The sequence below is a fragment of the Streptomyces albus subsp. albus genome (assembly GCF_000725885.1).
GTDB classification, from domain to species: domain Bacteria; phylum Actinomycetota; class Actinomycetes; order Streptomycetales; family Streptomycetaceae; genus Streptomyces; species Streptomyces albus.
The window spans coordinates 82777-97135 of record NZ_JODR01000017.1; the positions used below are offsets into that span (position 1 = coordinate 82777).

Sequence of the window (14359 nt, forward strand, 5' to 3'; positions counted from 1 at the left end):
CCCAGTGGCCGCGGATCCGCATCTCAGCAGCCGAGGCCGAGCGCTTCCCTGACGAGGGGGGCCAGCGCGCGGAACGCCTTGCCGCGGTGGCTGATGGCGTTCTTCTCCTCGGCGCTCAGCTCCGCGCAGGTCCGGGTCTCGCCGTCGGGCTGGAGGATCGGGTCGTAGCCGAAGCCGCCGCTGCCGGCGGGGGCGTGCCGCAGGGTGCCGCGCAGCTGTCCGGCCACGACCCGTTCGGTGCCGTCGGGCAGGGCGAGCGCCGCGGCGCACTCGAAGTGCGCCGCGCGGTGCGGGGTGTCGATGTCGGAGAGCTGGGCGAGCAGCAGTTCGAGGTTGGCGCGGTCCTCGCCGTGCCGGCCCGCCCAGCGGGCGGAGAAGATGCCGGGCGCCCCGCCGAGCACGTCCACGCACAGGCCGGAGTCGTCGGCGACGGCGGGCAGCTTGGTGGCCTGCGCGAGGGCGTGCGCCTTGAGCAGGGCGTTCTCCGCGAAGGTCACCCCGGTCTCCTTGACGTCGGGCACCTCGGGGTAGGCGTCGGCGCCGACCAGCTCCAGGTCGATGCCGGCGTCGGCGAGGATCGCCTCCAGTTCGGTGACCTTGTGGGCGTTGCGGGTGGCCAGGATCAGGCGCTGGGTGCTCATGGGCACCCAGTATCGCGCTGCCGCCCCCGCCGGTGCCGCCCGGGGAGGGCGACACCCGGTGGGGCGGCGTGGCTCAGCCGGGTGTGCAGACCTTGGTCAGTTCGTCGGCGGCGTCGGTGACCGGGCCGGTCTGCGGCGTGCGGCCGGCCTCGACGTCTGAGCGGACGCCGTCGACGGCGTCCCGCAGCGAGGAGACGGCCTTGCCGACATCCCCGTCGTCGGTCTCGTCCTGGATCTTGGTGAGGTTCTTGTCTATCGCCTTGAGGGACTTGTCCGCCTGGGCGGGGTCCTCCCCCGCGTCGGAGACCGCCTGCTGGAGGTCGTCGACCGACTCGGCGATCGTGGCGGCGGTGCCGGCGCAGTCCAGTGCGCGGTCGACGGCCGAGCAGCCGGCCAGAACAGGAACAGCGAGCATGAGAGCCGCCGCAGCGGCGACGGCCTGACGACGGAGCACGTCCGGTCCCCTCCCGAGGTCTGGTCGGGCCGCACGGTTCGACACGTGCGGCCCGCACCTGTTCAGACGCGTAAAGCGGCGGCAAAGTTCCCCGGGCGGGACAACACCGTGCAACGGATCCGGCCGGGGCCCTCGCGGGCGCCCGGCCGGACCGCGGGCGGTCTCAGCGGCCCAGTGCGGTGCGCTGGGCGCCGTCGAGCTGGGCGCAGCCGGCCACGGCCAGGTCGAGCAGGCCCTCCAGCTCCTGGCGCGCGAACGGCACGCCTTCCGCGGTGCCCTGCACCTCGACGAAGCGGCCGTCGCCGGTGCACACCACGTTCATGTCCGTCTCGGCGCGCACGTCCTCCTCGTAGCGCAGGTCCAGCACCGGGGCGCCGTCCACGATGCCGACGCTGACGGCGGCGACGCTGCCGGTCAGCGGCTGGGCCTTCGGCTTGATCAGCTTGCGCTCCTGGGCCCAGGCCACGGCGTCGGCCAGCGCCACGTAGGCGCCGGTGATCGCGGCGGTGCGGGTGCCGCCGTCGGCCTGGAGGACGTCGCAGTCGAGGACGATGGTGTTCTCGCCCAGCGCCTTGAAGTCCACGACGGCGCGCAGGGAGCGCCCGATGAGACGGGAGATCTCGTGGGTGCGTCCGCCGATCTTGCCGCGTACGGACTCGCGGTCGCCGCGCGTGTTGGTGGAGCGCGGGAGCATGGCGTACTCGGCGGTGACCCAGCCCTCCCCGCTGCCCTTGCGCCAGCGGGGCACGCCCTCGGTGAGGCTCGCGGTGCACAGCACCCGGGTGTCGCCGAAGGAGATGAGGACGGAGCCCTCCGCGTGCTTGCTCCAGCCGCGCTCGATGGTCACCGGGCGCAGTTCCTCGGCCGTACGGCCGTCGATACGTGACATGCGGGTGAGCCTAGCCCCGGTGGGGGCTTCGGCAGAACGGGGCCCGCATCCCCCGGACGGGGCGGCGGGCGGCCCCGTCCGGAGTGCCCGTCGGGGCGTCACAGCTGGTCGTTGATCTCCTCGGCGATCGGGTCGGCGTCGGTGCCGATGACGACCTGGATCGCCGTGCCCATCTTGACGACGCCGTGTGCGCCGGCGGCCTTGAGGGCGGCCTCGTCGACGAGGGAGGAGTCGTTGACCTCGGTGCGGAGGCGGGTGATGCAGCCCTCGACCTCTTCGATGTTCTCCAGTCCGCCGAGCCCGGCGATGATCTTCTCAGCCTTGGTGGCCATGTCGTACTCCTGTGTTCCGGCCTGGTGGACGCGGGCGGCCCCGATGACGCAGTTGTCACGTTAGTCCACGATCAGCCCATCTACGCGGGCATGTGTCCGCTTGTTGGCGAAAGATGACGAGTGTCGGCGCCGTGGATGTCCGCCGGCACCGGCGGACGGGCCGCGGCCCGCTACCACTAGTGGTCTACACCAGTATGCGTCAGCCGTCCGGACGGTGGACGGGGGGCCGACAGTCAGGAGGGGCCGTGAGCGCCGACGCCGCAGCCGGGCCGAGCCGCAAGTGGGCCTCCACCTTCTTCCAGGGCCTCCAGAAGATGGGCCGCAGCCTCCAGCTGCCCATCGCGGTGCTCCCGGCCGCCGGCATCCTCAACCGGCTCGGCCAGCCCGACATCTTCGGCGACGAGGGCCTGGGCTGGACCGACGTGGCCAAGGTCTTCCTCGGCGCCGGCAGCGCCCTGCTGGACTCGGCACTCGGGCTGCCGCTGCTGTTCTGCGTCGGCGTGGCCATCGGCATGGCCAAGAAGGCCGACGGCTCGACCGCGCTGGCCGCCGTCACCGGCTTCCTCGTCTACTACAACATCCTCCACCAGTTCCCCACCTGCCCGCCGGGCACCTCCTTCGACACCGCGAAAGGGACCTGCCTGGGCGAGGGCGGCACGGCGGCGGGCGCCGCGACGTACCAGAACCCGGGGGTCTTCGGCGGCATCGTCGTCGGGCTGCTGGCGGCGTGGTTCTGGCAGCGGTTCCACCGGGTGAAGCTGGTGGACTGGCTGGGCTTCTTCAACGGCCGCAGGCTGGTGCCGATCATCATGGCGTTCGTCGCGCTCGTCTTCGCGGTGCTCTGCCAGTGGGTGTGGCCGCCGATCGGCGACGGGCTGACGACCTTCTCCAAGTGGATGACGGATCTGGGCGCCTGGGGCGCGGGGATCTTCGGCCTGGCCAACCGGGCGCTGATCCCGATCGGCATGCACCAGTTCCTCAACACCTTCATGTGGTTCCAGTTCGGCAGCTTCCGCAAGCCGGACGGGGAGGTCGTGCACGGCGACATCAACCGGTTCCTGGCGGGCGACCCGTCGGCCGGCCAGTTCACCTCCGGGTTCTTCCCGATCATGATGTTCGCGCTGCCGGCCGCCGCGCTGGCCATCACGCACGCGGCCCGTCCCGAGCGGCGCAAGGTGGTCGGCGGACTGATGCTCTCCACCGCGCTGACCTCGTTCGTGACCGGGGTGACCGAGCCGATCGAGTTCTCGTTCCTGTTCGTGGCCCCGGCGCTGTACGTCATCCACGTGGTGCTCACCGGTGTGTCGATGGCGCTGACGTGGGGGCTGAGCGTGCACGACGGGTTCAGCTTCTCCGCCGGACTGATCGACTACGTCATCAACTGGAGCCTGGCCACCAGACCCTGGCTGATCATCCCCATCGGACTGTGTTTCGCGGTGGTGTACTACGCGCTCTTCCGCTTCCTGATCGTGAAGTTCGACCTGAAGACACCGGGCCGCGAACCCGAGGAGGTCGCCCACGAGATCGAGCAGGACAACACCCGCGCCTAGGTGTGTTGTCCTGCCAGGGCCTTGCGCCCTCGCACCGTCGCTTTGGGGATTGCGGCGAGCAGGGACTGGTGGAAGGAGAGATCGAGGGACATCCGGATTCCCTCCGGCGTGCGAGGCCCGCAGGTCAACCGCATGTACGAGGAGATGCTGCAGCTCGGTGACACCGAGCGGGCCACCGAGCCGGCGGCCCGGCACGCCATCCCGACGACAGGGGCACCGCTGCCCTCTCCCGCGCGGTCCATCCAGGCCGAAACGTCTCCTTCACCTACCCGGGAGCGGCCACACCCGCGCTGCGCGGGGTGAGCCTCACCGTTCGCCGGGGCGAGGTGACCGCTCCCTGACGTCCCTTGAAGGCACCCGGGCGGCGGGACGCCCGCCGGGGTATCGGCCAGCGCCCCTCAGTGAGGTCGACGCCGAGCTGACGCAGGAAGCCGACGTTGTCGTACTGGACCCATTCCTCGGCCAACCGGCCGTTCTCGTGGTAGCGGAAGAGGTTGATCAGTTCGAGTCGCATCGGCTGCCCGTTCGGCGGGATCGTGCCGATCGGGGACGCCTCGAAGGGCGCGGTGAAACGCCCCGACATACAGGTACGCGCACCGATGTACTCACCCTCGCTGACAATGGTGCGCCGCTCGCACGCGAATCCCTCGAACGCGGCACGCATGGCCGCGAAGAAGGAACGGAGCTGCACGTACGTCATGTCGCCGTCGGGGCCGTGGAAAACGAAGTCGTCCGCGAAGTAGGCGTCCAGCTTCTCGTCGTCGGCCACGGCGATCGCCTCACGGCCTATCCGCACCAGGGCGCGCGCCCGCTCGTCGTAACGGGTGTCATCAGGGGAAATGAACTCACTCACGGGAAATCCTTTCGGGGGTAGTGGCATTGCCGCCGCTTTCGACACTAGCCCCCGCAAACTCCTTTTTGGCCCTGCGCAGCATGCAATTATCGACCATTTCCCATAACGAGCGTGCATGGCTCGGACGGCTACGATGACGCCGTGCCCGAACTCAGCATCAGCGCTCTGCGCGTCGTGCGCGCGGTGGCCGCGCACGGCTCCCTGAGCCGCGCGGCGCGCACCCTCGGCTACTCCCAGCCCGCCATCTCCCGCCAGGTCTCGGCCGCCGAGAAGGCCGCGGGGCAGCCCCTCTTCGTACGCGGGGCGCGCGGCGTCACCATGACGCGCGCGGGGGAACTCGTCGCCCGGTTCGCCACCGAGACCCTCGCCGGCCTTGACCGACTGGACGAACGGCTCGACGAGCTGGCCCACGGACCCGAGGTGCGGGTCCGGGTGGGAGCCTTCCCCTCCGCGAACGCCGCTCTGCTCCCCTTCGCGCTGGCCAGGGCGCTGGAGCAGCAGCCCAGGCTGACATTCGCACTCACCGAGGCGTCCTCGCCGCAGCTCGTGCACCAGGTCATCAGCAAGCGGCTGGACGTCTCGGTCGTGGCCTCCGGGCCCGGCCTGCCGCAGCCGGCCCTGGAGGGGCTGCGGACCGCCCCGCTGCCGGGCGGCGAGCTGACGGTGGGCGTGCCACGCGGGCACCCTCTCGCCGCGGTGGAAGGCACCGTCCCGGTGCGTGAACTCGTCCACGAGTCATGGATCGTGGGCAAGGGCGCACGTGACGAACCGCAGTTCGGCGCCTGGCCCACGCTGACCGATCCGCTCATCGCCTTCCGTACACGGACCTGGCACAGCCGCTTCGGACTCGTTGCCGCCGGTCTTGGAATCTGCGTCGTTCCGGACCTCCTCGCTCCGGTCGTCCCTGAGAACATTGCCCTGGTACGCGTGGACGACCCGAACTGGCTCGGCCGGAGCATTCTCGCGGTCACCAGGAATGACGGGGTGGAAACGCACGAAATCGTTGTCCGGGCCCTGCGGGAACCATTGACAATCAGAAGGGGCGCTGACGGAGGCGGAGGGTGAGGAATGCCCACGGCGAGTTCCGCGCGGCGCTTCTCGTTTCGGCCCCGTTACGGCGGTTTCGACGCGGAAACGGCCGGCGCTGCGTCGAGCCCGTCGGACGCGCCGCGCCGGAGAGTTGGCGGCCGGACACCTCGCGACGTTCGCCGGCGCGGTGGTCACCGGGTCGCCGGCGGCCCCGCCCGATCAACAAGTTCAAGGCCGGGCACGCATCGCCACCCTGGACGACAAGGCCACGGGCAACTACCTCGCCGGTCTCCACCTGCGTGCCGCGATGATCTGGATCAACGGCCTTGCACAGACCACTCATCGATCACGACCCGATACGTGCTCCGGTGCTGTGACCACTCACGTTCACGGGGTTCGGTGACACATTCGCCCGCTTCCGCGACGCCGGCGGCGCTGCCCTGCGTTCGTGGCACGCCGACGGCCACAGCCGCTCCCTGTAGGCTCTGCTGCGATCACGAGTGAGGACTCGGAGGACGGACGTTGACGGAGGCGGGGCGTCGCCACATCAACCCGATCGAAGCCGTGGAGCACCTGTTCGCACTGTCGGCTGCCGCGATGGCGCTTGGCGGTCATCGGCGGCGAAGCTCCGGCGTCCTACGAGGAAGACTGGACCACCGCTCCCTCCCTGGCCGAGGTTTCGGACTACGGGAGGTTCCCGTTGACGTTCGCCGGTCTCGACGGGCGGCGCTACCCGGTAGCCGTTGAGCGGTTTGGTATCGAAGCCCCGGACGAGACATCTGCCGGCCCCCTGCACGCCTCGTGGGGTCGGCCCGACGCGGGCGCTGAGCAGGCGTACGCGTTCCTCGTCGAAGCATTGGAGTCCGGGCCTGACGGCCTGGACCGGCGAGGCCGGGCGCTGGCCGGATATCTGGCAGGCTGCCTGGCAGCAGACGGTACGGACCTGCTGCGGGTCACGGTAGCTGCCCGGCCCGGTGCCCCCGCGCTGGACGATGAGCTTCATCTGCTGGTGCGCTCTGGCAAGACGACAACGCGTCTGGCACTGGCCCCCCTGCCGGCCACCTCCGCCAACGAGGAGACCGAATACCGGATCGCCTGCGTCACGACACTGCTCGGCGAGTTCCTCCGGATCAACAACGTCGACGCGGTGACCTTCGATGTGACCTTCGGAACCCATGACATCGACTTGAACGTCGCCGACCCAGACGCTGCCTTCCGTGCGGGCTGGGCCGGAGACGGCCACTGGCTGATCGCGGAGGACTCCGACGACGAAACCGACGATGTCCTCTGGGCACTGGACGCCGCCTCCTTGAGAGCCGCGCTGACACAGTCCGAACAGAACATGATCGAGGCGTCCCGGGCTCAGTCCCTGATCTGGGAGTTCGACTTCACCACGCCCGAGGCCCCCGGCGATGAGCTCGTCTCCTGGCTCGCCCGCGAGCTCCTCACAACAATCGTCACCAAGACCACTGGAAGCTCTCAAACCCCACCGCTCCTCGCCTACGCCAAGAACTTTCCCCTCGAATCGGTCCTGGCCGGTGAGGGAGATTCCTGTCTCCTGCTGGTCGGGGCACAACGCACCGCACTCGTCCACGTCAGCGGCTAGGCAGCGTCTTGTCGATCATGTCTCGAACAAGATGAGCGTGCCGGCCAGGGTGCCGGCGGCGAGGTAGCGGTCGGGCGGCTTGCCGTAACGGGTGGCGATGCCCCGCCATCGCTTGAGGCGGTTGCAGCAGCGTTCGACGACGTTGCGGCGCCGGTGGACGGCTCCGTCGAAACCGCAGGGCCGTTCTCGGCGCCGGCACGCGAGCTGGTCGACGCGCTCGGGAATGGTCGCCTTGATGCCACGTTGACGCAGATAGGCCCGGAAGATCCGGGCCGAGTAGCCCTTGTCGGCCACCCCTGCGCGGGCCGGACGCGGGGCGTCCCGGCTCGTGGCCGGGTGACGCGGATGGCGTCGACGACCGTCTCGGCCTGGGTGCAGTCGTTGCGGGTGCCGGCCGTGACCGTGAAGACAGCGGTCGGCCTCGCCCGTCGCAGGCCAGGTGGATCTTGCTGGCCGGCCCGCCGCGGGAGCGTCCGGGCCCGCGTTCGTCGAGCCCCCTTCGGCGGCCGTGTGCTGGTGGGCTCCGACGATGGTGGAGTCCGGCGCGACGAGACGGGAGGGCTCCTGCCGTCGGCCGCCGGAGCCCTCCCGGCCGGGGTGCTGCTCAGGGCGTCGGGTCGTCCGCCGACGCCGCCTTGTCGGGGACGAGGGCGAGGCTGATGATGTGGCGGATGCGGCCGTCGCCGGGGGTGTGGGCGGTGCGCCGGGCGACCAGTGCCTCCAGTTCCTCGACCAGTTCGGCGAACTCCCCGGGGGTCGCCCACACCGCCCCTTGCCGGTAGAGGACCCCTTCGCGCGGGGGGTCGGCGTCGTCGCGGGAGAGGTAGCGCTCGAAGCCGTCCATCAGCGCGCCGGTGAAGACGGTGACGGCCTGCCGGTGGTCCTCCTTGGTCATGGCCGCGCGGGCTTCCTCGTCGACCAGGGCCTCGTCCTGCCGTACCCGGTAGCTGCGCTCCACCGTCCCGCGCACGGGTCTTTCCTGGACGACCTCGATGATGCCGGCCTTGGTGAGGGTGGCGACGTGCCGGTACATGGTCGCCGGAGCGACGTCCGGAAGGCGCTCCCGTAGCTGAGCGGTGGTCAGTTCGCCCGCACCGACCAGGGTCTGGAGGATGCGCATCCGGACCGGATGGAGGAGGAGATTCGCGGCTGCCATGACCCTATGGTCTCACATCTGATAACGTTCTCGAAGTTGAGAACGAAACGTGTCCGGCACCACGTCTGCCACGACGCGTGGGATCAGAGAGGCGGAGCCTTGCGCGACATCGACATGACGGTCACCGCGGACGACGGGACCCCGCTCGCCGGCAGTCTGACGCTGCCCGCAGGCCCCGGACCGCACCCGGCCGTCCTGCTGCTGCACGGCTCCGGCCCGCTCGACCGCGACGGCAACACCGCCAAGCTCCGGATGAATCTGGCGGCGCCGGTGGCCGAGGCCCTCGCGGCACGGGGGATCGCCACCCTCCGCCACGACCGGCGCGGGAGCGGTGCCACCCCCGGCGACTGGCGGACCGCAGGTTTCACCGACAACCGCCGGGACGCCGCGGCGGCCGTGCGCGCCCTGGCGGACAGGGCCGACATCCGCGCGGACGCGATCGGCGTGATCGGCCACAGCGAGGGCGCCCTGCACGCCATGGCCCTGGGCTCCCGCACGGACGTCCGCGCGGTGGTGCTGCTGGCCGGCTTCGCCGGCCCGGGCGAGGAAGCCTTCCGCAAGCAGGGCCGCTCCATCGTGTCGAGCATGCCCGCCCCCGTCCGGCTGCTGCGCCGGCCGCTGGCGGGGCTGGGCAGCCACGTCCTCGCCCGGGTGAAGAGGACCCGTACGGATGTGGCACGCGTGGCCGGCAACAAGGTCAACGCCCGCTGGATGCGGGAGATGCTCGCCCACGACACCCGGGACGACCTCGCCGTCCTCGACGCCCCGGTCCTCGCCGTCACCGGCGACAAGGACCTCCAGGTCGACCCGGACGACCTGAAGGAGATCGCCCGGCTGGTCCCCGGCGGCGCTGAGACCCACCGTGCCGCCGGCCTCACCCACGTCCTGCGGCGCGACTCCGCCCGCCCTTCCCTGAGCCGCTACCGCCGCCTGCTGCGCCAACCGGTCGACCCCGAACTGCTCGGCCTGGTCACCGACTGGCTCGCCCGCCACCTGGACGCGGAGGCGCGCCGGACATCCGCCGGAAGCCGGCCCGCCGCCCGCTGACCTCCCTCTCGCGGGGGTGTGCCCGCCGGCCCCGCCCCGCCCGCTCACGACAGCTCACGCCCCCACCTCACGGAGAGCCTCCGCAACATGACGACCTCACACGACTCCGCGTCCCGCCCGCAGGGCTACCGGGGCGATCTGACCCTCTTCTTCTCCCTCGCCTTCGGTGTGAGCTGGGTGGCCTGGGCGACGGCCTGGGCACTCGGCGGGCCCGCGAACTCGCCCGCCGCCTCGGGCGTCCACCTCATCGGCGCCTTCGGCCCGCTGCTGGCCGCGCTCGTGCTCCGCATCCGCCGCGGCCGGCGCGGGGAGCCCGCCCCCGCCCAGGTGGTGCGCTTCGGGCGCGGCACGCTGCTGTGGGCGCCGCTGCTGCTGGTGCTCGCCTCGGCGACGGTCTGGGCGGGCGTTCTGCTCGCGCAGGCGGCAGGCGGTCCGGCGCTCAGCCTGGACGGCATCAAGGACACGGTGGGCGACGCCGGCGGCATCGTCGCGTTCGTCGCCATGATGCTGGTCGGCGGCCCGCTCGGGGAGGAGCCGGGCTGGCGCGGCACCGTCCACCCGCGGATGCGCGCCACGATGGGCCGCTTCCAGGCCGTGCTGGTGCTCGGCGTCGTCTGGTCCGTCTGGCACCTGCCGCTCTTCTTCCTGGAGGGCACCGTGCAGTACGAGCTGGGCCTGGCGACCGCGGGCGGCGTCCTCTTCGCCGTCAGCGTCGTGCCGATGGCGATGCTGATCGGGTACGCCTACGAGCGGGGCGGGATCGTCGCGGCGATCGCGGTCCATTTCGCCGGCAACACCACGATGGTGCTCCTCGGCGTCAAGGCCGCCGAGACGCTCGCCCTGCTGCTGGGCCTCCAGGCGCTCGTCGCCGTCCTGCTGCTGACCTTCGCCCCGCCGCGGGCGCTGCCCCGTACGCCGCGGGCCGGCGCCGTGGGCGCCGCGCCGGAACCGGCGGTACGCGTCTGAGGTCCGCACCCTCCGCGAGCGCGGTGCGGCGATGCCACCCGGCGTCGCCGCACCGCGCTCGTCGGCGTGCGGAAACCGCGGGCACGGTCGCAGTCGGCGCACCGGCCACCGGCCCGGGCCGACCGGGCAGGCCGGGCCGGGCGGGCAGGCCGGGCCGGGCGGCTAGCCGGCCGTCGCGGGCGCGGCGCTGTCCAGGAGGATCTGTGCCGCCGCCCGTGCGTGCCGTCCGTAGTCCGGGTCGCCCAGGACCATGGCGCGGCTGGCGGCACCGTCCGCGAGGGTGACGAGCTGTTCGGCGAGTGCGGCGGGCTCGCGGCAGCCCAGCTCCGTCACCAGTGCGGTCACCAGCCGCACCATCAGCAGTTTCTGTTCGCGGGCGTAGGTGTGGACGGCGCTGTCCGGGTCGGGGAACTCCGCGGCGGCGTCGATGAAGGGGCAGCCGCGGACCGGGGCCGCGTCCGCGGCGGGCAGGGCGAACAGCGCCAGGATGCGTTCTCTCGCCGGGATGTCCTCGCGCGTCAGCACGCTCTCCAGGGTGAGGCCGGTCGAGGCGAGGTCCTGCAGGTGGGCGATGACCAGGTCGCTCTTGGTCCGGAAGTGCGCGTAGAGGGTGCGCTTGGACACCGGTGCCTGCTCGGCGACCTGTTCCATGCCGGTCGCGTTGATCCCTTGCGTCGCGAAGAGGTGGGCGGCGGCGGCCAGGATGCGTTCGCGGCCTCCGCGTCCCTGTCGTCGGGGCGCCGTCGTCACCGTACTCATACCGCTAAGTATACGGGCTCGTTTACTTCCAGAGAGGCAGTCGGCTACAGTGGCATCGCAAGTAAACGCATCCGTTTACCTAAGCCACCCCCTACCCGAGGAGAGTTCCATGAGCGAGCCGATGATCACCGAGCTGAGCGACTACGCGGAGAAGCTGATCCGCGGTCGCCACGCGACCCGCGCCTTCCGCCCCGAGCCCGTACCCGAGGACACGCTGCGCGCGATCTTCTCGCTCGCCGGCGCGGCGCCGTCCAACTCCAACGCGCAGCCGTGGCGGATCGAGGTGGCAAGCGGCGCGAAGCGCGACCGGCTGGCGCGCGCCCTGCAGGCGGCCCACGCCGAGCGGCACCTCTCGGTCGACTTCCCGTACTCCGAGGACATGTACACCACCCTCCACCAGGACCGGCGGGCGGCGTTCGGCGCCGAGCTGTACGGAGCGCTGGGCATCGGCTTCGAGGACCACGCGGCCCGCGCGGCCTACGACGCGGAGAGCCTGGGCTTCTACGGGGCGCCGCACGCCGCGTTCCTGTTCGTCACCGGTGACGGCGGTCCGCGGCTGGCCGCCGATGTCGGCGCCTACATGCAGACGCTGCTGCTGGCCATGACCGCGTACGGCGTGGCCAGCTGCCCGCAGGGCCTGCTGAGCTTCTACGCCGACACCGTCCGGGACGAACTGGGCGTCGACGAGGGGAAGTTGCTCGTCGGAATTTCCTTCGGTTACGCCGACGAGAGCGCGCCGGTGAACCGGATCACGACCGAGCGTGCCGCACTGGAGGAGACCACCAGTTTCCACGGCTGACCGGCACCGCGGCCCGTCCGGCCCCTCCGGCCTCCCGGCGGGGCCCGGTGTGGCCCAGATCAACCGGAACCATCCGTTCCGCGGCATGGCACACCCATGCTACTAATGGTCTACACCACTAAGTGGACTAGACCACCATCGGGTCCCTCACCCCACGGGACCCGCTTTCACCTGGAACGGAAACACGCCATGAGCACGGACACCGCTGCGCCCGCGAAGAAGCGGGGTTCCGGCCTGTTCCAAGGGCTGCAGAAGGTCGGCCGCAGCCTCCAGCTGCCCATCGCCGTCCTGCCCGCCGCCGGTATCCTCAACCGGCTCGGCCAGCCCGACGTCTTCGGCGACAAGGGCCTCAAGTGGCACGACGTGGCCGCGGCGTTCTCCGGGGCCGGCGGCGCCATCTTCGACAACCTGCCCCTGCTGTTCTGCATCGGCGTCGCCATCGGTTTCGCCAAGAAGTCGGACGGCTCCACCGCACTCGCCGCACTGGTCGGCTTCCTCGTCTACAAGAACGTCCTGGAGGCGTTCCCCGTCCACGAGGCGGTCGTCAAGGCCGGTGAGGACACCCCCGCGGTCTACAACGACCCCGGGGTGCTCGGCGGCGTACTGATGGGCCTGATATCCGCCGTGGTCTGGCAGCGCTTCCACAAGACGAAGCTCGTGGACTGGCTCGGCTTCTTCAACGGCCGCCGCCTGGTGCCCATCCTGATGGCCTTCATCGGTCTGGCAGTCGGTGTGGTCTTCACCCTGATCTGGGGCCCCATCGGGGACGCGATCACCGCGTTCGGCGAATGGATGACGGGGCTGGGCGCCACCGGCGCGGGCATCTTCGGGCTGATCAACCGCGCGCTGATCCCGGTCGGCATGCACCAGTTCCTCAACACGGTCGCCTGGTTCCAGCTGGGTGACTACAAGAACGCCGCGGGCGACGTCGTGCACGGCGACATCGCGCGGTTCTTCGCGGGCGACCCCTCCGCCGGCCAGTTCATGACCGGTTTCTTCCCGATCATGATGTTCGGCCTGCCGGCCGCCGCCATCGCCATCGCCCACTGCGCCAAACCGCACCGCCGCAAGGCGGTCATGGGGATGATGGTCTCGCTGGCGCTGACCTCGTTCGTGACCGGCATCACCGAACCGATCGAGTTCACCTTCATGTTCATCGCGCCGGTCCTCTACGTGGTCCACGCCATTCTGACGGCCGTCTCGATGGCGGTGACCTGGATGTTCGGCGTCCACGACGGATTCAGCTTCTCCGCCGGATTCATCGACTACGCCATCAACTGGAGCCTGGCGAGCAAACCGTGGCTGATCATCCCGATCGGACTGTGCTTCGCCGTGGTCTACTACGCCCTCTTCCGCTTCCTGATCGTGAAGCTGGACATCAAGACCCCCGGCCGCGAGCCGGACGAAGAGGTCGAGGACCTCACCAAGTGAGCCGGCGGACGGGCCGTACCGCACACGCGGTGCGGCCCGTCGCCGTGTCGGGCCCGGCATGCCTCACAGTTCGTAGACGGCACCAGGCCGGGCCAGTTCCACCGGCCCGTCGAAGACGGCCTTGGCGTCCCGCAGGTTGATCTGCGCGTCCGTCCACGGCGGCACATGGGTGAGCACCAGCCGCGAGACCCCGGCCCGCGCGGCGGTCTCCCCGGCCTCCCGGCCGTTCAGGTGCAGCCCGGGGATCTGCTCCTTGCCGTCCGTGAAGGACGCCTCGCACAGGAAGAGGTCGGCGTCCCGGGCGGCCAGCTCCAGCGCGGGGCACGGCCCGGTGTCCCCGGAGTAGGTGAGCACCTTGCCGCTGGGCACGTGCTCGACGCGGAACGCGTACGCCTCGACGGGGTGGTCGACCAGCTCGGTGCCGACCCGGAACGGGCCCGCCTCGAAGCCGCCGCGCGGCGCCAGGCTGTGGAAGGTGAAGACCTCGCTCATGGACGACTCGGACGGGGTGTCCGCGTAGGCGGTGGTCAGCCGCTGCTCGGTGCCGGGCGGACCGTGCACCGGGATGGGGGCGCAACGGCCGCCGTCGTGACGGTAGTAGCGGGCGACGAAGTACCCGCACATGTCGATGCAGTGGTCCGCGTGCAGATGGCTGAGCGCGATGGCGTCCAGGTCGTAGAGGCCGCAGTGCCGCTGGAGTTCCCCGAGCGCGCCGTTGCCCATGTCGAGCAGCAACCGGAAGCCGTCGGCCTCGACGAGATAGCTCGAACAGGCCGACTCCGTGGACGGAAACGACCCGGAACAGCCGACGACGGTGAGCTTCATGGAGAGGGAACCTCCGTGGGCG

The 14359-nt window shown here is 70.9% G+C and carries 16 protein-coding genes; 7 read left to right on the top strand and 9 right to left on the bottom strand.

Going from position 1 to position 14359, the window contains the following annotated elements:
- Positions 1 to 23: 23 nt before the first annotated feature.
- The 4 genes from rdgB to IO40_RS0120285 all read right to left on the bottom strand — a co-directional run bounded on the left by rdgB (position 24) and on the right by IO40_RS0120285 (position 2316).
- On the bottom strand, positions 24 to 641 hold the full coding sequence (gene rdgB, locus IO40_RS0120270; protein ID WP_031175873.1) for an RdgB/HAM1 family non-canonical purine NTP pyrophosphatase: 618 nt from the start codon (positions 639 to 641) through the stop codon (positions 24 to 26).
- Between the two features lie 73 nt (positions 642 to 714).
- Positions 715 to 1095 (bottom strand): hypothetical protein, encoded by a 381-nt coding sequence (locus tag IO40_RS0120275; protein WP_016469179.1) that lies wholly within the window; start codon positions 1093 to 1095, stop codon positions 715 to 717.
- A 163-nt stretch (positions 1096 to 1258) separates the two neighbouring features.
- Entirely contained in the window at positions 1259 to 1984 is a 726-nt protein-coding gene (gene rph / locus IO40_RS0120280; protein WP_016469180.1) for a ribonuclease PH, read from the bottom strand.
- A gap of 98 nt (positions 1985 to 2082) precedes the next feature.
- On the bottom strand, positions 2083 to 2316 hold the full coding sequence (locus tag IO40_RS0120285) for a PTS sugar transporter subunit IIB (RefSeq protein WP_016469181.1): 234 nt from the start codon (positions 2314 to 2316) through the stop codon (positions 2083 to 2085).
- Positions 2317 to 2561: 245 nt separating this feature from the next.
- On the opposite strand from IO40_RS0120285, the gene IO40_RS0120290 reads away from it, so the two are divergent.
- The gene (locus IO40_RS0120290) at positions 2562 to 3866 is read left to right on the top strand and encodes a PTS transporter subunit EIIC (protein ID WP_031175874.1); all 1305 of its coding nucleotides are present in this window, start codon (positions 2562 to 2564) and stop codon (positions 3864 to 3866) included.
- A 265-nt stretch (positions 3867 to 4131) separates the two neighbouring features.
- Here the strand turns inward: IO40_RS0120290 and IO40_RS0120300 are convergent, their stop codons facing one another.
- A complete protein-coding gene (locus IO40_RS0120300; protein ID WP_016469183.1) occupies positions 4132 to 4719 on the bottom strand; it encodes an ester cyclase in 588 nt (195 codons plus the stop codon).
- A gap of 141 nt (positions 4720 to 4860) precedes the next feature.
- On the opposite strand from IO40_RS0120300, the gene IO40_RS0120305 reads away from it, so the two are divergent.
- Entirely contained in the window at positions 4861 to 5784 is a 924-nt protein-coding gene (locus IO40_RS0120305; protein WP_031175876.1) for a LysR family transcriptional regulator, read from the top strand.
- Positions 5785 to 6352: 568 nt separating this feature from the next.
- On the top strand, positions 6353 to 7354 hold the full coding sequence (locus tag IO40_RS33815; protein WP_016469185.1) for a hypothetical protein: 1002 nt from the start codon (positions 6353 to 6355) through the stop codon (positions 7352 to 7354).
- Positions 7355 to 7369: 15 nt separating this feature from the next.
- Here IO40_RS33815 and IO40_RS37695 read toward each other — a convergent pair whose 3' ends face one another.
- Together IO40_RS37695 and IO40_RS0120320 are read right to left on the bottom strand one after the other, a co-directional pair.
- Positions 7370 to 7648 (bottom strand): transposase, encoded by a 279-nt coding sequence (locus IO40_RS37695; protein WP_016469186.1) that lies wholly within the window; start codon positions 7646 to 7648, stop codon positions 7370 to 7372.
- 310 nt (positions 7649 to 7958) lie between these two features.
- A complete protein-coding gene (locus IO40_RS0120320; protein ID WP_030407211.1) occupies positions 7959 to 8510 on the bottom strand; it encodes a helix-turn-helix domain-containing protein in 552 nt (183 codons plus the stop codon).
- Between the two features lie 99 nt (positions 8511 to 8609).
- Between IO40_RS0120320 and IO40_RS0120325 the strand changes: the two genes are divergently transcribed.
- Positions 8610 to 9557, top strand: coding sequence for an alpha/beta hydrolase family protein (locus tag IO40_RS0120325; RefSeq protein ID WP_030407210.1), 948 nt, complete (start codon positions 8610 to 8612; stop codon positions 9555 to 9557).
- Between the two features lie 87 nt (positions 9558 to 9644).
- Positions 9645 to 10523: a CPBP family intramembrane glutamic endopeptidase gene (locus IO40_RS0120330; protein ID WP_016469189.1), complete on the top strand. Its 879-nt coding sequence runs from the start codon at positions 9645 to 9647 to the stop codon at positions 10521 to 10523.
- Between the two features lie 162 nt (positions 10524 to 10685).
- On the opposite strand, the gene IO40_RS0120335 is transcribed toward IO40_RS0120330, so the two are convergent.
- The gene (locus IO40_RS0120335) at positions 10686 to 11282 is read right to left on the bottom strand and encodes a TetR/AcrR family transcriptional regulator (RefSeq protein WP_016469190.1); all 597 of its coding nucleotides are present in this window, start codon (positions 11280 to 11282) and stop codon (positions 10686 to 10688) included.
- A 109-nt stretch (positions 11283 to 11391) separates the two neighbouring features.
- Here IO40_RS0120335 and IO40_RS0120340 point away from each other — a divergent pair, with 109 nt between their 5' ends.
- Complete coding sequence (locus IO40_RS0120340; protein WP_016469191.1) at positions 11392 to 12081, top strand: nitroreductase; 690 nt, start codon at positions 11392 to 11394, stop codon at positions 12079 to 12081.
- A 189-nt stretch (positions 12082 to 12270) separates the two neighbouring features.
- Positions 12271 to 13512 (top strand): PTS transporter subunit EIIC, encoded by a 1242-nt coding sequence (locus tag IO40_RS0120345; protein ID WP_030407208.1) that lies wholly within the window; start codon positions 12271 to 12273, stop codon positions 13510 to 13512.
- Positions 13513 to 13575: 63 nt separating this feature from the next.
- Here the strand turns inward: IO40_RS0120345 and IO40_RS0120350 are convergent, their stop codons facing one another.
- On the bottom strand, positions 13576 to 14337 hold the full coding sequence (locus IO40_RS0120350; RefSeq protein ID WP_016469193.1) for an MBL fold metallo-hydrolase: 762 nt from the start codon (positions 14335 to 14337) through the stop codon (positions 13576 to 13578).
- Positions 14338 to 14359 lie beyond the last annotated feature (22 nt).